The organism is Chitinophaga pendula (assembly GCF_020386615.1).
GTDB classification, from domain to species: Bacteria; Bacteroidota; Bacteroidia; order Chitinophagales; family Chitinophagaceae; genus Chitinophaga; species Chitinophaga pendula.
In genome coordinates, this window is the sequence record NZ_CP077769.1 from 3521378 (window position 1) to 3542034 (window position 20657).

17 protein-coding genes and 1 tRNA gene are annotated in these 20657 nt (G+C 44.1%); 9 read left to right on the plus strand and 9 right to left on the minus strand.

What is annotated here, in order from left to right; all coding sequences use genetic code 11:
- Positions 1 to 19: 19 nt before the first annotated feature.
- Positions 20 to 892: a sugar phosphate isomerase/epimerase family protein gene (locus KTO58_RS12335; protein ID WP_198314925.1), complete on the minus strand. Its 873-nt coding sequence runs from the start codon at positions 890 to 892 to the stop codon at positions 20 to 22.
- Between the two features lie 126 nt (positions 893 to 1018).
- Between KTO58_RS12335 and KTO58_RS12340 the strand changes: the two genes are divergently transcribed.
- Together KTO58_RS12340 and KTO58_RS12345 are read left to right on the plus strand one after the other, a co-directional pair.
- Complete coding sequence (locus tag KTO58_RS12340; protein ID WP_095839072.1) at positions 1019 to 2113, plus strand: vWA domain-containing protein; 1095 nt, start codon at positions 1019 to 1021, stop codon at positions 2111 to 2113.
- A 116-nt stretch (positions 2114 to 2229) separates the two neighbouring features.
- The gene (locus tag KTO58_RS12345; RefSeq protein WP_225860223.1) at positions 2230 to 3738 is read left to right on the plus strand and encodes a magnesium chelatase ATPase subunit I; all 1509 of its coding nucleotides are present in this window, start codon (positions 2230 to 2232) and stop codon (positions 3736 to 3738) included.
- Between the two features lie 229 nt (positions 3739 to 3967).
- On the opposite strand, the gene KTO58_RS12350 is transcribed toward KTO58_RS12345, so the two are convergent.
- On the minus strand, positions 3968 to 4450 hold the full coding sequence (locus tag KTO58_RS12350; RefSeq protein ID WP_095839071.1) for a GNAT family N-acetyltransferase: 483 nt from the start codon (positions 4448 to 4450) through the stop codon (positions 3968 to 3970).
- A gap of 643 nt (positions 4451 to 5093) precedes the next feature.
- Positions 5094 to 5164: transfer RNA gene (locus tag KTO58_RS12355), tRNA-Cys, on the minus strand.
- A 230-nt stretch (positions 5165 to 5394) separates the two neighbouring features.
- Here KTO58_RS12355 and KTO58_RS12360 point away from each other — a divergent pair.
- The 4 genes from KTO58_RS12360 (at position 5395) to KTO58_RS12375 (ending at position 8669) form a co-directional block, all read left to right on the plus strand.
- Positions 5395 to 6270 carry a nucleoside phosphorylase gene (locus tag KTO58_RS12360; RefSeq protein WP_095841589.1) on the plus strand — a complete coding sequence of 292 codons (876 nt, stop codon included), beginning with the start codon at positions 5395 to 5397 and terminating at the stop codon, positions 6268 to 6270.
- 121 nt (positions 6271 to 6391) lie between these two features.
- Positions 6392 to 7177, plus strand: coding sequence for a diaminopimelate epimerase (gene dapF, locus KTO58_RS12365; RefSeq protein WP_095839070.1), 786 nt, complete (start codon positions 6392 to 6394; stop codon positions 7175 to 7177).
- 65 nt (positions 7178 to 7242) lie between these two features.
- Complete coding sequence (locus tag KTO58_RS12370; RefSeq protein WP_095839069.1) at positions 7243 to 8181, plus strand: magnesium transporter CorA family protein; 939 nt, start codon at positions 7243 to 7245, stop codon at positions 8179 to 8181.
- 35 nt (positions 8182 to 8216) lie between these two features.
- On the plus strand, positions 8217 to 8669 hold the full coding sequence (locus tag KTO58_RS12375; protein WP_095839068.1) for an NUDIX domain-containing protein: 453 nt from the start codon (positions 8217 to 8219) through the stop codon (positions 8667 to 8669).
- 7 nt (positions 8670 to 8676) lie between these two features.
- Here the strand turns inward: KTO58_RS12375 and KTO58_RS12380 are convergent, their stop codons facing one another.
- The 3 genes from KTO58_RS12380 to KTO58_RS12390 form a co-directional block, all read right to left on the minus strand.
- Entirely contained in the window at positions 8677 to 9459 is a 783-nt protein-coding gene (locus KTO58_RS12380) for a queuosine precursor transporter (protein ID WP_095839067.1), read from the minus strand.
- A complete protein-coding gene (locus tag KTO58_RS12385) occupies positions 9456 to 9731 on the minus strand; it encodes a hypothetical protein (RefSeq protein WP_095839066.1) in 276 nt (91 codons plus the stop codon). Before KTO58_RS12385 ends, KTO58_RS12380 begins: the two co-directional genes overlap by 4 nt.
- A gap of 77 nt (positions 9732 to 9808) precedes the next feature.
- Positions 9809 to 10813 (minus strand): glycosyltransferase family 2 protein, encoded by a 1005-nt coding sequence (locus tag KTO58_RS12390; RefSeq protein ID WP_095839065.1) that lies wholly within the window; start codon positions 10811 to 10813, stop codon positions 9809 to 9811.
- A gap of 275 nt (positions 10814 to 11088) precedes the next feature.
- Between KTO58_RS12390 and KTO58_RS12395 the strand changes: the two genes are divergently transcribed.
- The gene (locus KTO58_RS12395; RefSeq protein ID WP_225860224.1) at positions 11089 to 12444 is read left to right on the plus strand and encodes a lipopolysaccharide biosynthesis protein; all 1356 of its coding nucleotides are present in this window, start codon (positions 11089 to 11091) and stop codon (positions 12442 to 12444) included.
- 45 nt (positions 12445 to 12489) lie between these two features.
- Here the strand turns inward: KTO58_RS12395 and KTO58_RS12400 are convergent, their stop codons facing one another.
- On the minus strand, positions 12490 to 13191 hold the full coding sequence (locus tag KTO58_RS12400; protein ID WP_157753004.1) for a C40 family peptidase: 702 nt from the start codon (positions 13189 to 13191) through the stop codon (positions 12490 to 12492).
- A gap of 317 nt (positions 13192 to 13508) precedes the next feature.
- On the opposite strand from KTO58_RS12400, the gene dnaE reads away from it, so the two are divergent.
- A complete protein-coding gene (gene dnaE, locus KTO58_RS12405; RefSeq protein WP_095839062.1) occupies positions 13509 to 17147 on the plus strand; it encodes a DNA polymerase III subunit alpha in 3639 nt (1212 codons plus the stop codon).
- A gap of 195 nt (positions 17148 to 17342) precedes the next feature.
- On the plus strand, positions 17343 to 17660 hold the full coding sequence (gene trxA / locus KTO58_RS12410; protein ID WP_095839061.1) for a thioredoxin: 318 nt from the start codon (positions 17343 to 17345) through the stop codon (positions 17658 to 17660).
- A 73-nt stretch (positions 17661 to 17733) separates the two neighbouring features.
- Here trxA and KTO58_RS12415 read toward each other — a convergent pair whose 3' ends face one another.
- Both KTO58_RS12415 and KTO58_RS12420 read right to left on the minus strand, forming a co-directional pair.
- The gene (locus KTO58_RS12415; RefSeq protein ID WP_095839060.1) at positions 17734 to 18897 is read right to left on the minus strand and encodes a cytochrome P450; all 1164 of its coding nucleotides are present in this window, start codon (positions 18895 to 18897) and stop codon (positions 17734 to 17736) included.
- 162 nt (positions 18898 to 19059) lie between these two features.
- Complete coding sequence (locus tag KTO58_RS12420; protein ID WP_095839059.1) at positions 19060 to 20619, minus strand: discoidin domain-containing protein; 1560 nt, start codon at positions 20617 to 20619, stop codon at positions 19060 to 19062.
- Positions 20620 to 20657 lie beyond the last annotated feature (38 nt).

A 20657-nucleotide genomic window follows, 5' to 3' on the forward strand; every position in this document is an offset into this window, starting at 1 on the left:
ATTTTAGATTATTCGTAAGTTATAACTTGTTGACTGTTTCTCTCCAGAATGCTGCGCTTGCTTTTACATCTGGAACACTATTGAGCCAGTTGTATTCATATTCTGCGGAGAATAACCCTTTAAAGCCTTGAGCTTTCAATGTTTCCAACACACCCGGGATATTGCTGTATCCCTTGCCCCAAATTACATCATGCGCTTTGGGAGACTTTTCATTCATATCTTTCACATGCAGGCTCATGACATGACCTTTGAGCTTTTGAATACATTCTACCGGATCCAGACCAGAGCGTACCCAATGGCCGATATCGGCGCAGGCGCCCAGTAACCTGCTACGGCCTTCAATAGCAGCCAGTACAGTATCCGGATGCCAGTAAGGGCTGGGGTTGGGGTGGTCATGGATCGCTACTTTGATCTGGTATTGATCGCAAAGGGTAGAAACCAAGTCGAGGTGTTCTTTTTTGGGTTCTGCGGTGATTACCTGGATTTGCATAGCTTTGGCGAAATCGAACACTTTTCTCCAATCGGCTTCATCTTGTGGGGATACTACGCCAAATGCTACCAGCTTTTTATTCTTTTGGTTAAACATCAGCAGCAATTTTTCGCGTTTGGCAGCATCCATGTTGTAATCCATTTTTCCCTCCAGATCGCCACCTAGTGTTTGCCCTTGGTAGCACTCTACATAGTGAATGCCGCAACTGTCCATTTTGTCCAGGGCCTGAGCCAGGGTAAAACGGTTGAATGTATAAGCCTGAGCGCCCAGCATCCAGCCCAGTTTTTCTGCTTTTCCTTCTTTCTCTTTTGCGGCTTTCTTCTGAGCCTGAGCAGGTTGGATCGCCCAAGTGGTGGCCATGATGCTGGCCGCCAATAGTAATACATTTGTCAGTTTTTTCATATTCGCCTATTTGATTAAATGCTAAAGACGCTGAAAAGTAGTGAATAATGTTGAGAATGCATAGCTGATACCGTTGTTGGAGTATACACGAAAACATTTCGTAATTTAGGTTTAGATTTTTGAGCTATGAGAGGAGTAAAATTTGTCAGGTTTAATCCTGAGGATAATGCACAACCGCCCTTTGAGAAGCTACTGGACTTGTTCACCCAGCTACTTACCTACACCAGCGGCGATGTATCGGAGGCATTACAATGGCTTACCGAATTAGATAAAGAATATCAACTTACCAACGAGGATTATGGCATAGGCGACTTCATACAGGACCTGAAGGACAAGGGTTTCCTACGTGAAAATGAGGAAGACGGACAGTTTTCGATCACTTCCCGTACGGAGCAAACTATCCGTAAAAAGGCATTGGAAGAGATCTTTGGGAAATTGAAAAAGTCGAGTACGGGAGACCATAATACCCGCCGGCCTGGTCAGGGAGATGAATGGAATGCAGAAACAAGGCCATTTCAATTTGGAGATGGGTTAGATCAGATCGATGTGACCGCTTCTATCCGCAATGCCCAGATCAACCATGGCATTGACAGTTTTTCGATCCAGCAGGATGACCTGGAAGTGAAAGAAACGGATTTTAAGGCGCAGACGTCGACGGCACTTATGATCGATATCTCCCATTCGATGATCTTGTATGGTGAAGATCGCATTACACCAGCCAAAAAAGTGGCGATGGCACTGAGCGAGCTCATCACCACCCGCTATCCAAAAGATACTTTGGATATTATTGTTTTTGGCAATGATGCCTGGCAGATCGAGATCAAAGATCTCCCCTATCTACAGGTAGGCCCTTATCATACCAATACCGTAGCGGGATTGGAATTGGCAATGGACTTACTTCGACGCAGGCGAAATCCAAACAAGCAGATCTTCATGATTACTGACGGGAAACCTACCTGCCTGAAGAATGGTAAACAGTATTACAAAAACAGTTTCGGACTGGACCGGAAGATATTGAATCGGACACTTAATCTGGCGGCCCAGTGTAAGAAACTGAAAATACCTATTACAACATTTATGGTTGCAACGGACCCCTGGCTACAGCAGTTTGTTCAGGAGTTCACTGAAACCAACAATGGTAAAGCCTTCTTTTCCGGTACGGACAAACTGGGTCAATTCCTGTTTCATGACTTCGAAAGCGGAAAACGGAAATTTTATTAGCGTTTAGTACAGCCTTTCAGCGAGGCAGCAAACAACTTGGATAATGCAGAATAAGTTTCCCTAAAGGAAACACTGCATTTTGGTTATCTTTTTCATTCTATAAACAGGGAATATTCATGAACACGAGCATCAGTACTTTGGGCCAACTGAAGAAAAGCGGTTACAAACATAAATCGGTTAAAGAGGAGATCAGACTTAATTTAATAAAAAAACTCAAGCAAAAAGAGCAAACATTTCCTGGTATCATTGGTTATGACGATACCGTAATCCCAGATACGGAGCGAGCGTTACTTTCCCGGCATAATATTTTGTTCCTTGGTCTTCGAGGTCAGGCAAAAACGAGAATGGCACGACAGATGATTGATCTGTTGGACGAGTATGTGCCGGTGATTGCGGGCTCAGAAGTCAATGACAATCCATTTGCGCCCTTATCCCGTTATGGGCGGGACCTGGTAGCTGAGTTGGGGGATGAAACACCTATTACCTGGTTATCCCGGGAAGAGCGTTACGGTGAGAAGCTCGCTACACCCGATGTATCAGTAGCAGATCTTATCGGGGATATTGATCCGATCAAAGCTGCTAATTTGAAACTTAGCTATGCAGATGAGCGGGTGATCCACTTTGGTATCATCCCTAGGTCTAACAGGGGGATCTTTGTAATTAACGAGTTACCAGACCTGCAAGCTCGCATACAAGTTGCATTATTTAATATCTTGCAGGAAGGAGATATTCAAATTAGGGGCTTTAAGGTCCGTATGCCACTGGACATCCTTTTTATATTTACTGCTAATCCGGAAGACTATACTAATCGCGGCGCGATTGTAACTCCTTTAAAGGACCGCATAGAAAGCCAGATTATTACTCACTATCCGAAAAACATTGAGAATTCTCTGTTGATCACTGAGCAGGAAGCCAATTTACATGAGGAACAGGAAGGCCGTATCCATATGACGGACATGATCAAAAGGCTGATAGAGCAAGTAGCGTTTGAGGCCCGTAACAGTGAATACGTGGATAAGAAAAGTGGTGTATCTGCACGTCTGACCATTGCTGCATATGAGAATGCGGTGAGTGCCGGTGAGCGGAGAGCTATTATAAATAAGGAGAAAGAAACGCATGTGCGCATAGCCGACCTGCAAGGCATTATCCCAGCGATTACGGGTAAGATTGAATTGGTTTATGAAGGCGAGCAGGAAGGTCCTTTGCAGGTAGCATTTAATTTATTGGACAAGGCTATCCGGACACTCTTTGCTACCTACTTCCCGAATCCGGATTCTTTTAAGAAACGTAAACAAGTGGCACCATCTGAGAATCCTTATCGCCAGGTAATACAATGGTTCGATAAAGGTAATGCGGTTCAGTTATTGCAGGATATAAGCGACAAGCAGTATGCTACCAGCCTTCAGAAGGTAGAAGGTTTGAAAGAACTTGTACAGGGTCGTTTTCCTCATGCCAATGGTAAGGAGCAGTTACTGCTGATGGAGTTTGTGCTGCACGGATTGTCTGCGTATTCGCTAATCAGCAAGAAGGTGGTAGAAAACGAGACACGTTTCAGTGATCTGTTGGGTACCATGATGAACTTCAACATGGGTGGAGATGAAAGTGAAGAGGATAGTAATTTTTAATGGAGGCATTCTGCCGGAGGGCAGATAAATAGATTTCCAGGTATTTTGTCATCAATGTATTATAACGTTGACAAGATACCTGGAAATCGTTTTTTAGAGTTGCACTACGCGAGTTTATGACAACATGGCGATTCATTCATCGCAGTGTTGATATGCACAAAACCATTTTACTAACAGCCGTGACAGGCTGCAGGCATGGTTATACTTACTATTTGCCAGCAGGTTGCTATTATTCTTCTAACACCATAGAGAGGTACACCGCGTTGCTGATAGGGTTATCGTAGTAAGCCGCGATAGGTTGAAAGCCCAGGGCGGTGTACAGATCGATGGCCTGTTTCATGTGAGCGAGGGTATCGAGTAACATTCTCTTATAGCCAAGCTCTCTACCAGCCGAGATGGCCTGAGCAGCCAATGCTTTTCCAACACCATGGCCTTTGAAGGCGTCTCTTACGAAGAGGCGTTTCATTTCGCAGGTCGAGTTAGTATCATCAAAGGAGCGTACGGCGACACAGCCGGCGGGTTGTCCATCTACTTTAGCGAGAAAAAGCGCACCATGTGGAGTAACATAGGGACCAGGTAATGTGGCCAGCTCCTCTTCGAACTGCTGAAAGCTCAGATCTACGCTTAGCCAGGAGGCATATTCGCGGAATAATCCTTTCACTTGTTCTATGGCTTCTTTATCAGTTGCAGTCACGTTAATAATTTCCAGCATACCACAATTTATTTAAGATATATAAAACGCAAAGAGCCTCCTGAAATTCAGAAGGCTCTATCCGAAGACGCCGGGCATTTGGTTGTTTTGTTGGCCACGGCCTGGCGCTTATTGATATTTTAAATATCTCTACAATTCTGTTATGTATGGTAACACAATGGTAAAACATTGAGCCTTCAATCTATCCTTTCGGCCGATTTGCAGGGGATGCAATATAACCTTTTAAAACGACAAAAGCAATAGGTTATTAATTTTTATTTCACACCGGATATTTTCCCGAAAAAACGAGCCAACAATGCAGTGAGCATTGACTTTAAGCCCATCCATATACAATTCCCGTCAGCGCGAGGTGCTTAACTTTGATACACACAGGAACATTCCAGTGTGCAAACGAGCCCATGCCTGCCTGCGCAGATCTGATTTTCACAAAAAGCTTGTTGTGCCTGACCTCCACCTTTGATGTGCTGCAGTTACGCACGTGCGAGTGTTTCATTGGAGAATTTCGATTTCATACCATTAGTTTAGGGGAAGGCGGTACAACTCGCTGCGTCTGCATTACATCCAGTTGAGAGGGGATAACAGTTAACTGGCCGCCAGGTATAGGCATATAAAAAAAGAGCTGCCAAAAGCAGCTCTCTAAGGGAGGTTTCGAGCGGATTCGAACCGCTGTAAAAGGTTTTGCAGACCTCTGCCTAGCCACTCGGCCACGAAACCATTTTGATGCTTTTAAAGGAGTAAAACTCTTTTTATCAGCGTCCTACGCAATTGTTTAATTTTGTAGGACTGCAAAAGTAGTAATTTTTCGATATTTGCCAAATATTATTTGAAAATAAAATAAAATCTTGTCCGTAACTGCTGGGGAAATGCGGGAGAAAGCGTTCTTTTGTGCCCTGTTTACCATAGTTACAGCGTATCAGACACTGAAACATAAAAGAACAACACTTATGGCTACACGAATAGCAGCATCAGAAATGATCCTTAATAGCCGCAATGCGGTGTATCATTTGAACCTGCGGCCAGAGGAACTGGCGACGACGATTATTACGGTAGGAGATCCTGACCGGGTACAGGAGGTGAGTAAACACTTTGATAAGATAGAAGGTCAGTGGCAACACCGGGAATTTGTTACTCATACTGGTTGGATAGGGAGCAAACGCATTTCCGTAGTATCCACCGGTATTGGTACTGATAACATCGATATCGTGCTGAACGAGCTGGATGCGTTGGTAAATATCGACCTGCAAAGCCGTACGATCAAGGAAGAACATACCCAATTACAGATCATACGCTTAGGTACCTCCGGTGCTTTACAGGAAGGTATTCCCGTAGATGCTTTTGTGGTATCTTCTCATGGCATCGGGTTAGATAATCTGTTACCCTGGTATACGTATGAAAATACAACGACAGAGCAACAATTATTAGGTGCATTCCGGGAGCAGGTGAAGCTGGCTGCTGGCAGTGCTCACCCTTACCTGCTGGAAGCAGGCAGTGTGGCTCAACATTTTAGAAACGGCTATCACGCAGGTATTACAGTAACCTGTCCGGGCTTCTATGCACCACAGGGGCGGGCACTTAGAGGTCCTCTCTCTCACCCTCAACTACTTGAGCAACTCAGCGCCTTTAGTTATGAAGGGCATCGTGTAACTAACTTCGAGATGGAAACTGCCGGTATATATGGTTTAGGACGTGTATTAGGACATAATTGTTTGTCGATCAGTACAATAGTGGCTAATCGTATCCGTCAGGAATTCAGCAAGGACAGTGCGAAATCCGTTGCCAATATGATTGAGCAATCCCTAGATATTATTGCCGGTATTTAACGGTCTGGCACCCGGTCTGGCTAAATACCGACGGTCCGGGTGCCTATCATTACTCTCTGACAGCCGTGTGTAGCGTACTAAAAGCTATTACGGGAATCTATAATGATTACCTTTGCAGGAAATGAAGCAGTTGCAGTTTTATAAATATCAAGGGACCGGTAACGATTTTGTTATACTGGACAACAGGAATGGCCAGTATGATGGACTTACCAATGCACAGGTACATCAGTTGTGCGACCGACGGTTTGGGATTGGAGCGGATGGGCTTATGTTGCTGAATGCGCAGGAAGGGTATGATTTCGGCATGAAATATTACAATGCGGACGGTAATGAAGGTAGCATGTGCGGTAATGGAGGGCGTTGTCTGGTAGCCTTTGCCAAGAAGATGGGTATTGACAAGGAAACCTTACGTTTCCTGGCGGTCGACGGCCCTCACGATGCCAGTATAGCCGGTACGGAATGGGTGAATCTTAAAATGCAGGATGTAGACTATGTGGAGCAAGGACCTGCCTACTACTATTTGAATACAGGCTCCCCACATTTTGTTAAATATGTGAACAATCTGGAAACGCTGGATGTATATAGCGAAGGCCGGCAGATCAGGTATAACGACCGTTTTGCGGCAGAGGGTACCAATGTAAACTTTGTACAGCCTACAGAAAAAGGTATTTATGTTCGCACCTATGAACGTGGTGTAGAGGATGAGACCTACTCCTGCGGAACGGGTGTTACGGCAGCCGCCTTAACATTTGCCGGAGAAACTTTACAGTCCTATGTGATACCGGTACAGACATTAGGTGGACAGCTAGAGGTAAAATTCGAAAAAACCGGGGAGCGGTCCTTCAGTAATATCTGGTTATGTGGGCCTGCCAAGTTGGTATTTGAGGGACAGGTCGATGTTAATTAAGAATTAACACCGGGCTATACACCCACTGACGTTGTAATTATTAATTGTAATACCTTTGCGCCCGGATGATCCAGTACTTTAAAAATATCGACGCCCGTACAGTAGAAATAGATCGTGCCGAGAACGGTGCCTGGGTAAATATTACGCCCCCGCTGAAACAGGCAGAATTTGAACGTTTGTCTGAAGAACTTGATATTCCACTGGACTTCCTGACGGACTCTTTGGATATTGATGAGAAATCCCGTTTTGAACTGGAGGATAACGTTAAGTTGATCGTTATTAAAACACCGACGGAAAATAATTCCATCAATGAGAGTGATGCTTATTATATCACGATACCTATTGTGATCATTCTAACCCACAACCAGATACTCACCGTAAATTCCTTCGACAACGCGGCAATCAAGAAGTTCCTGAATACTTTTCACAACCGTCATCCGGAGAAACGGAATATGATGGTGTTAAAGGTATTTGAGAAAGTAACGATGAACTTCCTTGAATATCTGAAAGAGATCAACCAGCGTCGCAATCTACTCGAGCAACGTCTGTATGATTCCAACCGGAATGAAGAGTTATTATATATCATGCGTATCCAGAAAAGCCTGGTATATTTCGTGACTGCCCTACGTAGCAACGAGTTGTTGTTGATGAAATTGGAACGTACTAATTTCCTTGGGTTGAACGATGATGAGAAGGAGTTTTTGAATGACCTGATCGTAGATACTTCTCAGGCACTGGAAATGGCTAACGTTTATACCAACATACTTAGCAGTACCATGGATGCCTTCGCCAGTATTATCTCCAATAACCTGAACCTGGTGATGAAACGCCTGACTTCCATTACAATTGTACTCACCTTTCCCGTATTGGTAGCTAGTATTTATGGCATGAACGTCGATATTCCGTATCAGCATTCACGCCATGCCTTTTATATTCCGGTTATTCTCTCAATAGTCATTTCCGTTATCATGAGCTGGTACTTCATGAAAAAGAAATGGTTTTAGTCTTATTATATTCAATTATCTAAATCCGGTTTCCAATGAGCGTATTTAACGTACGTGTGTATGGTATTATGATCAATGAGCAGCGGCAGGTACTGGTTAGTGACGAGTATATACGTGGGGGATACTATACCAAATTCCCGGGTGGTGGTTTAGAGTTTGGAGAAGGAACGCTGGAATGTATACAGCGGGAATGGCAGGAGGAATTAGCCCAGAATGTAGAGGTAATAGAACATATTTACACCACTGATTTTTTCCAGATATCTGCATTTGACAATCATTCCCAGATCATCTCCATTTATTACCTGGTGCGCCAGACCTCACCATTTACGGCACCTTTGTTAAACAAACCCTTCGATTTTATTATCCCTGAGGGCATTACAGAAGTAGAAGGTGTAAGGTGGGTAGACTGGGATACCTTCTCCTCGGAAAGTGTGACCTTGCCGATCGACAAAGTAGTGGCTGATCTAGTTAAGGCCAAGTATCAATAATACTTTATCAGGCTTCTTCTTTCCCCATGGCAGCAGCCTTCATACGGGCGGTTGTTTCTTTGCCCAGATAGCGTTCAATACGTCCTTCCAGGAAGTATATTACCGGAGTGAGTAATATGGCGACTGTAAATTTATAGGCATAATTTACCAGGCAGATGGCTAATACGGTTTGTATACTCCAACCTTTCCCCATGTAAAAGGCAATAAATAATACGATGAAACTGTCTACGAGTTGCGATACTATGGTAGATCCGGTGGCACGCAACCAGATATGTTTTTCTCCTGTTTGCTTCTTAATGCGATGAAAAACGGTCACGTCAACGATCTGGCTTACCAGGAAAGCAACCAGGCTTCCAAAGATGATCCACATCCCCTGTCCGAAAATACTGGTAAAGGCCAATTGCATGTCCGGCACGCCATCCTGGGCACTGCTTCCCAGCCAGAAGTCGGCCGAAGGGACATGGATAGCTACATAAAACATCACAAATGCATACAAGATTAGCGCAACAGCAGTATAAGAGATCCGACGGACTGCTTTTGGGCCGTAGTATTCATTGACGATATCCGTCATTACAAATTCCAGTGGCCATAGCAGCACACCACAAGTAAGGTTAAAAGAAAGACCGCTCTGCCCAAAAATAGTAAATGTATGTACGGGGAGCCCGAGTAAGCGCTCCAGGGAAAATATCTTCCCTCCTATACATTCTGCGATCAGCGCGTTGGCGACGAAGAAACTGGTAAAGATGATAAAGAGCCGGGTGGGTTTATCATTTAGTATTTTAGTAATCATTGGAATATCTGAATAAGCAGTATGAGCAGATTAAGTATAAAGACAATATATGGAATTTCTTTCCACTTCGTTTTCCCGGATATCAGTATTATAATTGTATAAATACTGGTCAATATATTAGCGGGAAGCGCCACAATATAGCCCAGCACGATGATGTGTTTGGTAATCCAGGCGAATCTGTCGGGATCTTCGGTGATGCGGAGCAGGTACCCTGCCAGATAGCAGAGGTTACAGATAAAAACGAAGCGCAGTAAAAACTTAGCTAACCGCATGGCGCAAAAATTGTCGCAAGATAAGATATTTTATCATTTGCAATCATACTCGGAAAGGGGCATTCCTGGAAGAATCGCTAAAGCACCTTATAAAAATGAGGTTTATTGCGAATGATCGCCGGTACCAACACCCATAATTGCCATACATTCTTTGTGAGGCCGGCTGCATTTTTCCAATAACGGAAAGGATTTCTAAATAGTACCAGGTTATGAAAAAAACTGAAAATGAAAAATATGGGGATGGTAAAGGTATAGTTCAGCAACATAAACAGGAACCATCCTACCCCGTAATGTTTTCTGACCCTGACATGATTGGATAACATGATCTGCAGGCCTTTTCGATTATAAAGACCATAATATCCCTTGTCTTCCGATTCAAAGGTTACATTAGCTGTTTCACCCTGGAGATGCACCACTCGTAGATCTCCATATACCGCCATAGGTCCTGCCTTTAGCAGGCGGCTACACCATTCAGCTTCTTCTGCATATAAAAAGAAATCCTCATCGAGCATACCTACCTGATGAATGGCACTTTGTTTTACCATCAGAAAAGCGCCATTGATCCAATCTACCTGTTGTTCACCGGTTGCTTCCCGAATATTGGGCACCTTCGTTTTAAGTGCATATCCGAGCCAACGAAGAAAGGCACCCCAATAAGGTAATGGAAGCAAGTGGTTGAGGCCACCTTTCATAAAATAGTTACCGGTGATCTGAGGTGATCCATCCGGGTTCAGCAATTGCACGCCACAGGCACTATAGTTGGAGGAGCGGAAACGGGCTACGCATTTATCTAATGCGCCGTCGAGCACGAGGGTGTCCGGATTCAGCAACAGCACAATATTACCCGAAGCGATACGTATACCAGCATTGTTTGCCCGGGCGAAGCCTGCGTTATACCCCATCTGTATCCAATGTAACATTGGATAGTGGGCTTTCAGTTGCTGTTCGCTATCATCTGTGGAGTTGTTATCGACTACGATGATCTCATAAGATACTTCTTTCGTTTGTGTCAGTATGGTATCTATGCAGTCTTTAATGAGCCTAGCACTACGATAATTGACGATAATAACCGATAACTCCATAATAAGCAAAGTAAACAAAATGCGGGGAGGACTCCAAGCTACTTACGATAGCTTCAGGCCCGGGACAGACAGTTTTCAGACAAAATGGCAAAATATGGATACCTTTACGCCCTAAAAAGAAGCACACCTGTATGAGTCAGGCCCGGAAAAAGAGTGTAGTCACATCAATATATATATACATAGGTTTTGTTTTTGGTGCCATTAATACTTTTCTTTTCTCAAAGTATTTTCAGCCTGCCGAATTTGGATTAACTCGTGTGTTACTGGATCTGTCTATGCTGTTGACCAGTATTGCCTGCCTGGGTGGACCTGCGGTACTGGGCCGTTTTTTCCCCTATTACAAGGGGCATCTGCCTTTCAAAAAGATAGATATACTGAGCTTAGCCTTTATCAACGGCATTATCGGTTTTATACTGCTATGTGTAGGTATTTCTTTATTTGAGCCTGTGATTATTCGTAAATTCTCCGGCAAGTCTCCTTTGCTGATAGATTATTTTTATCTGGTTTATCCTTTTACCTTTTTCATGGTGATGTTCCAGATATTGGAAATACATGCCTGGCATATGCAAAGGCCGGTGTTAACTAACTTATTCAAGGAGTTGATCTTCCGCGGCCTGAATTTTATACTTATCGTGGCGTTCATGCTGGGAGTCATGCATTTTTTCACCTTTATTACGCTATATAGCTGCATATATGCGGTCATGTTTGCAAGTTTGATCATGATCTTTATTTATAAGAAAGAGCTGCCACTTGCCATGCCACCCAGCCGCGTTACACGTAGAATGTGGGATAAGATGTTGCCTTATGCCCTGTTTATGGTAGGTGGTAATGTCATTACTATTGCGGCCAGGACTATTGACGGCCTGGTTATTTCGAGCGTACAGGGATTGGAATATGCTGCGGTTTTTGCGATCTCTAGCTATGTCAGTTCTGTATTGGAAGTACCTCAGCGCAGCGTGATCAGCATAGCGGTGCCTATTCTGGCACAAGCGTGGAAGGACAAGCATATTAATAAAATTGCAGATGTATATCGTAAGACATCGCTTAACTTGCTGGTTATTTCATCTTTCCTGTTTACGCTGATATGGCTTAACCTAGATGATGCCTTTGATTTTCTGCACCTGGACCCTATCTATCGTGAAGGGAAGCCACTAATTCTTTGGCTTGGGCTGGCTAAAATTGTGGAATTAGGCACTGGAGTGAATTCCCAGATCATTGCCACTTCTCCCAGATGGAGATTTGAGTTGCAATCCAATATGGTGTTACTGTTTCTGGCTGTTCCCCTTAACTATTTACTTATCAAACACTTTGGCTTAGTAGGCGCGGGTATTGCCAATCTGATATCGATCAGTGTTTTCAATGTCATACGTTTTGCTTATCTGTGGAAACATTATGGTCTTCAACCATTTGACAGGAGCAACGCGTTGGCTATTCTTTTACCATTGGCCATTTATTTTCCTATTGCTTACCTTATCCATGTTGATCACCCGCTGATCAATATGTTCATTCGTTCCATGCTATTTACTGGTATTGCTACCATTGCAGTCATCCGGCTCCATATATCGGAGGATATGAATCAAGTATATCACACGTTTTTAGACAAGGTCAAACGTATGACAGGTCGCCATTAATCTGTAACAAGCGGTAAGTTATCAGCGATCAAATATTAGTTCGTATTAGGGCTTATATCCTATATAGGAGTCATTGTCAAGACGGCCGGCACCAGCATAATACCTTTTCCAATAAGCTTCGTTGAGATCGCTGATCATCACACCATTACTGGTGGATGCATGTACGAAACGATCATTGCCGAGGTATATACCTACGTGAGAGATGCGATGGCGATTAATGCGGAAGAAAACGAGGTCTCCTTCGTGGAGTTCGTCCCGGGAACGTAATTTAGTTACTTTTTCGAATAGCTGTACAGAGTTACCTATACTGCTGATCTGGAATACAGCAGCCATCAAGGTATTTACGAAGTTGGAACAGTCGATGCCCGCTCTATCACGACCACCAAGACGGTAGGGGGTACCGTACCATTCTTCGATAAAGCCATAGAGCCGGAAATTATTGACATCTTCGACAGGAACGTCTAGTAGTTGCGCATATTTGAATTGCCAGGAGCTGGCATTTTCCAGTATGGCGCTACTCCTGTTAACGTCACGGCTGATATTGGCGCTGCGGCCATTATAACGATGTTCCGATTTACTGGCTCCTCTTTTCAGGCTGATATCATCCAGGAACTGTACTTTGCGTTCATAGGTGTTATCGCGATAAGTGGTGGGTTTGGCAGCAGGTTTTTTAAGGGAGGAGCAGGAACTGAGTGCGAGTACGCACAATGAAGATTTAAGTAAAAAAAATCCCTTCCTAACTGTCATAAGCATCCGGTTAAAATTACACAAATATAGTATTTTTTCTCACTTTAAGTCTGCTTATTTCATTGATATACAAGAAGTCATTATTGTTAATAGCACATTTATGACATATTAACTTCTATTCATCTCTGAAAATGAAAGGTTATTGCAGTGTGATGATGTTATTGTTTAGTAATGCACATGTTGTTGATAAACGTCCTTGTAAACCTGGTTAAATATTCGGTATTTTTGCTGCTTGCTGAAATGAACAATAAGTAGCTTATTTTTCATTCTGGCATACGGAAACGGATTCAGGAATTTAAAGCAAAGCATTTGTGTCAATGAAATTTTCCCACCTGCACGTACATACGCAATATTCGCTGCTCGACGGGGCTGCGGATATCAAATCGCTATATAAAAAGGCCATGGCATCCAACCAGCCTGCGCTGGCTATTACGGACCATGGTAATATGTTTGGTGTATTTCAGTTTGTAGCGGAAGCCTATAATTATAAGCTCAATCCTGAAGATCCGAAGGATAAACGCCTAAAAGTTAAACCTATTGTAGGTTGCGAATTTTATCTGGTGGAGAACCGTTTTAAGCGGGCGTTCACGCGGGAGGAAAAGGATATCCGGTATCACCAGGTGTTATTAGCAAAGGATGATGAGGGCTATCGGAACCTGATCAAGTTGTGTTCACTGGGATATATTGAGGGGCTGTATGGTAAATACCCCCGTATTGATAAGGAATTGATCCTGCAGTATAATAAGGGTTTGATTGCTACTACCTGCTGTCTGGGGGCATCTGTTCCTAAAACGATCCTGCGTCATGGCGAAGAAGCCGGAGAGAAAGAGTTCAAGTGGTGGCTGGATATCTTTGGAGAGGATTTCTATGTGGAAATGCAACGCCACGGTATCCCTGAACAGGAGAAAGTGAATGAGGTGTTGTTGCGTTTTGCTGCCAAATACAATGTTAAGATTATTGCCAGCAACGACTCTCACTACGTTGATCAGGCAGATGCCAATGCCCATGACATCCTGCTATGTATTAACACCGGCGAAAAGAAAGCCACGCCGACGATGAAAGAATTCGCAGATGATGATGTATCCGTGAAGAATCGTCGTTTTGCCTTTTATAACGACCAATTCTATTTTAAGACGACGGAAGAGATGAGCCAGCTCTTCCATGACCTTCCTCAGGCAATCGATAATACCAATGAGATCGTTGATAAGATCCAGTTATTGGATCTCAAGCGTGACATATTGCTACCTAACTTCCCGATACCCAAGGAGTTCATCACGCAGGATCAATATCTGCGCCACCTGACGATGGAGGGGGCGCGTTTACGATATACAGAAATGACCCCGGAGATAGAAGAGCGTCTCAATTTCGAGTTGCAGACTATCGAGAACATGGGATTCGCCGGTTACTTCCTGATCGTATCTGACTTTATTAAGGCAGGGCGGGACCTGGGAGTGTTCATTGGTCCGGGTCGTGGTTCAGCAGCCGGTTCTGCGGTAGCATACTGTATTGGTATCACTAATATAGACCCCATCAAATACAATTTGCTGTTTGAGCGTTTCCTTAACCCGGAGCGTAAGAGCATGCCCGATATTGATACGGACTTTGATGATGAAGGCCGTCAGAAAGTGATTGACTACGTAGTGCAGAAATACGGCCGTAACCAGGTTGCGCAGATCATCACCTATGGTACAATGGCTGCGAAGATGAGTATCAAAGACGTCGCGCGGGTAATGGACCTGCCACTGCAGGACAGTAATGCGCTGGCGAAACTGGTACCGGAAAAACCCGGCATCCAGCTGGACCGTATCTTCAATGCCCCGCTGGATGGTGAGAAAAGTCTTTCTGAGAAAGAAGGACTGATGGGAGAAGACCTGGAAAATGTTAAGCGCTTAAGAGAGCTGATCAAAGGACAGGACCTGCAGGGTGAAGTATTACGGGAGGCTTGCGTACTGGAAGGCTCTGTTCGTAATACAGGTATTCACGCTGCGGGTATCATCATTGCTCCTAAAGACCTGTATGATCTGATTCCGGTGTCTACAGCCAAGGATTCTGACTTGTTAGTAACGCAGTTTGAGGGTAGTATCATCGAAAATGCCGGTGTAATCAAGATGGACTTTTTGGGTCTGAAGACCCTTACCATCATTAAAGGTGCACTGCAGATGATCAAGCAGAACCATGACCGTGAAATCGATATTGACGAGATACCGCTGGACGATGAAAAGACCTATGAACTCTATCAGAAGGGAGAAACCAACGGTACATTCCAGTTTGAGTCGCCCGGTATGCAGAAATACCTCCGGGAGCTGAAGCCCGACCGTTTTGACGATCTTATCGCCATGAACGCCTTGTACCGTCCGGGGCCACTGGAGTATATTCCTTTGTTTATCCGTCGTAAGCATGGGCTGGAGCCTGTACAATATGACCTGGCAGAAATGGAGGAATACCTGAATGATACCTATGGTATCACAGTATACCAGGAGCAGGTGATGTTGCTGAGCCAGAAGCTGGCGAACTTCTCCAAAGGTGATGCGGACGTATTGCGTAAAGCAATGGGGAAAAAGCAGAAGGCCGTACTGGATAAGATGAAGAAGCAGTTCATGGACGGGTGTGCGGTGAACGGGCATGACCTGAAGGTATGCGACAAAGTATGGACGGACTGGGAGGCATTTGCATCCTACGCGTTCAACAAGTCGCACTCTACCTGTTATGCATTTGTGGCATACCAAACGGCTTATCTTAAAGCCCACTACCCTGCTGAATATATGGCAGCGGTATTGAACAACGCCAGTAATATTGAGAAGATCACCTTCTTTATGGAGGAAGCCAAACGTATGGGTATAGACGTGCTTCCTCCCGATGTAAATGAATCTTTCAAAGGTTTTGCGGTGAATAAGCAGGGGCAAATCCGTTTTGGGTTAGCGGGTCTTAAGGGTGTGGGTGAAGCGGCGATCGAAAATTTACTGGAAGAACGTCAGAAAGACGGACTCTATAAGAACATATTTGATTTCATCAAGCGGGTAAATCAGCGGGCAGTTAACAAAAAATCGCTGGAAGCACTGGTGATGTCGGGTGCTTTCGACTGTTTCCCAGAGTTACACCGTGCGCAATACTTCCATAAGCCCGATAATGACAACACAAACGGCCTTGACAAGATCGTGAAGTTTGGGCAGCAGGTATCTGCAGGCTCGCCGACGGCAGGTGGCTTATTTGGCTTTGATGAATTACCGGAGGTGGAGCCACCGAAGATCCCACCTTGTGACCTATGGCCATTGATCCAGAAGCTGAACAATGAACGGGAGGTAACTGGTATCTATATTTCCGGACATCCACTGGATGACTACCGTTTTGAGCAGCGGTTCTATAACATGAACTCTGTGCAAGAACTTGTTGAATATCAGGCAGAAATATCCACTCCTGGTAGTACTGGCGGGAAATCGCGCGAGCGTAATTTCCGGCTGGCAGTATATGTTTCCGGTGCCCAGGAACGGATATCCCGAAATAACCGACAGTTTGGTATCATGTCAATTGAAGATTATTCCGGTAAGTTTGAGTTTGCACTATGGAGTGAGGACTTTATCCGATTTGGGCCTTATCTCAAAGCCGGGTTGTGTTTGTATGTAAATGGAGGCTTTAAGTCCAAACGATTCAATGACAATGAATACGAGTTCAAAGTAAATAGCATACAGCTATTACAGGAAGTAAAGAAAACGCATACGAAGCAGGTCTACCTGGCTACCAGACCAAAGTTTATTACGCGTGAATTCGTAGACTTCCTGTGTGACAATTTTTCTCGGCATCCGGGTAACAGCCAGCTGTCTGTACAACTAAAGGACCTGGATGATAATCTGACGGTAAAGTTGCATACTTTTAACAAACATATTGAGATGAATGACGAATTGGCACATTATCTCACAAAAGAGCCTAATATTGAAGTATACATTGAAACCAAACAATAGCGAATCATAGCATCCAGGGTTAGGATGGTCATTGTATATACGAACATAGAAATAATCAATAACTAGGGTGCCAAAAATGCAGTAATTTGCATGTGGATCAAAAATTGTTGACTAGATCGATAGTTTGAAGTAATAAATTGAAAAAGAGAAGTTTATAATCGTATTAAAATATCATAAAACTAAAAATATAACTATATGGCTTTAGAATTCACAGATTCCAACTTCCAAACGGAAGTTCTTGATTCCGATAAACTGTCTATTGTAGATTTTTGGGCTGAATGGTGTGGTCCTTGCCGTGCAATCGGGCCAATCATTGAAGAGTTGTCTAAAGACTACGCTGGTAAAGTTAATATTGGTAAAGTGAATGTGGATCATAACCCTCAGCTGTCTATTGATTACGGTATCACCAGTATCCCTGCTATCCTTTTCATCAAAGGAGGTAACGTGGTGGATAAACAAGTAGGTGCAGTACCTAAAGCTGTATTGGAGAAAAAAATCCAGGCGAACCTCTAAGCAATAGCGCTTATTCATATTCAAAAGCGGCAAAGGATATATCTTTTGCCGCTTTTTTGTTGTTTCCTGTTACTTACCGCATTTCAAACCGGACAGGTAATGAGGGAAAGCTGTATACAAAGGTACTGGGGTGTCGCTCGATCGTCGTACTGGCAGGCAACCTATAATTTTTACCCAGCTTTAACAGTGTTTCAAATAGGATCCGGCCTTCCATTTTGGCCAGCATATTCCCTATACAATAATGTATCCCATAGCCAAAGCCTAATTGTTTACCGGTGTCGCGGGTGATGTCCAGTTCGTCCGGGCGGTTGAATACCTCTGGATCGCGATTGGCGGCTGCTATGACCAGGTTAACAAAATCTCCTTTCCGTATTTGCTGACCTCCTATCTCTACATCTTTGGCAGCGATCCGTGGTAATCCCATAATAGGTGTCCTGAATCGTAATATTTCCTGTAGTGCACCCGGAATACTTTCCGGATGGGAGCTGAGATGCTGTTGCAAACCCGGATACTCCATCAGCAGCTGCATGGCTATCATCAGCCATGCTTCCGTCGTCTCTGTCCCTGCGCCTAATATCGTGATACAAAAAGCGATCACTTCCTTGCTTGTCAGTCGTATGCCATCTATTTCTGCCATCAATAGATCACTGATAAGATCCTGTTTGGGTACTGACCGGCGGTCTTCCAACAATTCCAGCAAAAACGCGATCATTTCATCCATGTTTTGCTGGTATACCTCCATTCCCATTACGGTCGGATCCCCAGTGATAGCTTTTGTCCAACGGCTTACCTGGTGAGCTTGCATCCCTGGTACTCCCAGTAGCCTGGCCAACACCAGATTGGGTAATGGGGTTGCAATATGTGGTACGAAATCCATCTCTCCTTCCTGCATTTTCGACTGTATCAGCATTTCACAGGTCTTATACAGCCATGGTTCCAGGCGGGTAATAGTAGCAGGAGAAAAAGCTTTATTGACGAGTGATCGGAGATCTCTATGTCTAGGTGGATCGGAAGTCATCAGACTGTCTGCCAGTATATCATCTCCTGTAGGAGGAAGATAGGCACTGGAGAATGTTTCATAATCGATGAATGCTCTCTTTACATCATCATACCGGAAAAGCTGCCAGCCGCCTACGGCTCCAAAGAAAAAAGAAAAATGCGGATCATAGTACACAGGGGCTGTCCGTCGCATTTCCTGGTACCAGGGGCCAGGATCAAGCATAGATAAAGTTAGCATGGCTTTTTTGGTAAAGCTAACACCCTCAGTATGAAGTATTTTTGCAGCGACCTATTCAGCAGTACCTGCAAACACATGAAATACAGCGAAATGAACCACTGACAATCCCTGCAAAAATAGGTCGGCTCTGATCATGATCAGAGCCGACAATCTGTAGATTTCCTAAAAGGCACCGCACTCAGCCAGTACAGCATAGTGGTCATTATAATAGTTGGAAGCGGTCACGATCTTAAAGTAACGTACCGACTTAGGATTATTCAGCGTAATGTATTGTATGGTATTTACATTTTTTAAGATGTAGTTGCCCTCCAGCGCCCAATTTGTGTTGTCAGCACTTGTATAGATACTAATATCTTTAAGCGCACCACTTAGGTTCTCTCTCTGTAAGAAGGAGATTCCTGAGATATTCCGGATCGCTTGCATATCCACTACCACGTGATGGGGATGTGCTGGTTGTACCTGTTTCCATTGCGTGTGCCATACCGTTTGTGGATTATTATCCAGGAGATTGACAGCCTTTCCATCATCTTCTTCACTATTCACTGATACGATCTTCCAGGTGGACTTGTCCAGTTCATCTTTTGTACTGATATCTATTACCGGTACATTGTTAACAAAACTATACGGGTACGACAGTTCTTTTAATGAGCCATTTTCAAACAGGAAGCGGATACGCAGGCTGTAATTACCTTCTTTCTTGTGCAATTCGTTTATGGGCATACTTATATTAAAGCTGTCACCCACCGGCTTTACCACCCACGGCACTGCATCATAGTCATTTCCGCCTTCGGGATCATTATATAGGATCACATTATTGACAGGTTTATTATTAGTGAATTTTGCTTTAATCTCGATGTTTCCCGACAGGTATTGCGCCTTTATACTTTTCATACTAACACTGACACTGCCGTACAGGTCGGTTACAGTTGTCGTGCGAAAAGTCTGACTATTGTTTAATATAGCGGTGCTGGCGGCGGTCAGAAACGTGGGGGACTTGCCGTAAGTGTAATTACCACTTCCCATTAGTGCAGTCCCTTTGGACGTGTCTGCCGCTTCGGATACCTTTTCTTTATTGTGAGGAAGGTTCAAGCCATGACCTAACTCATGCATCAGGCCTCCTATCCATTTTGTGGCTCTGTTTCCCAATACACCACCCGTGCCGAGATAACTTGTATCCATTTCTTTATAGTCCAGCGCAAAACACCATCGTCCTAAGCCGTAGAACGGTACTCCACCGGGATCGCCGTCTGCCGCATAGGTTGAGGCCGGCATGATCACCAGGGTGTGTTCACTAGTCTTTTGGGCCGGGTTAGCGGCGAAGTAGCTATTCAGTTCACCTATTGCTATATTACCACCACCCTCATAAGGGTATTTGTCCTTGGTTTGTTTTCCCTTCACAACTATGATCTTGATTCCTTTACCGGTACTATCGGGTAATAGGCCGAAGCTGCGATTACCATAACCATAGTGTTGCATCCATTTTCCATAGAATCGTTGTCCCTGGAGCATAATCCCACTGATACGTTCTCTGTATTTGATCAGGGTATCCATGTCGGACGGTACAAAATAAACGATATTCAGGTGATAGGCGCTATTGCTGAGATTTAATTGTTCGCCATGGGGAGAAGGACTTCCGGATGGTTGACTGACGTCGCGTTTGCAAGCCGATACAGTTGCCCATAGCAGGAATGTGGCCAACAAGGATAGTGGTACTTTTTTCATTGTTCTTGTTTTTATAAATAGTAAATGATTGTCAAGCA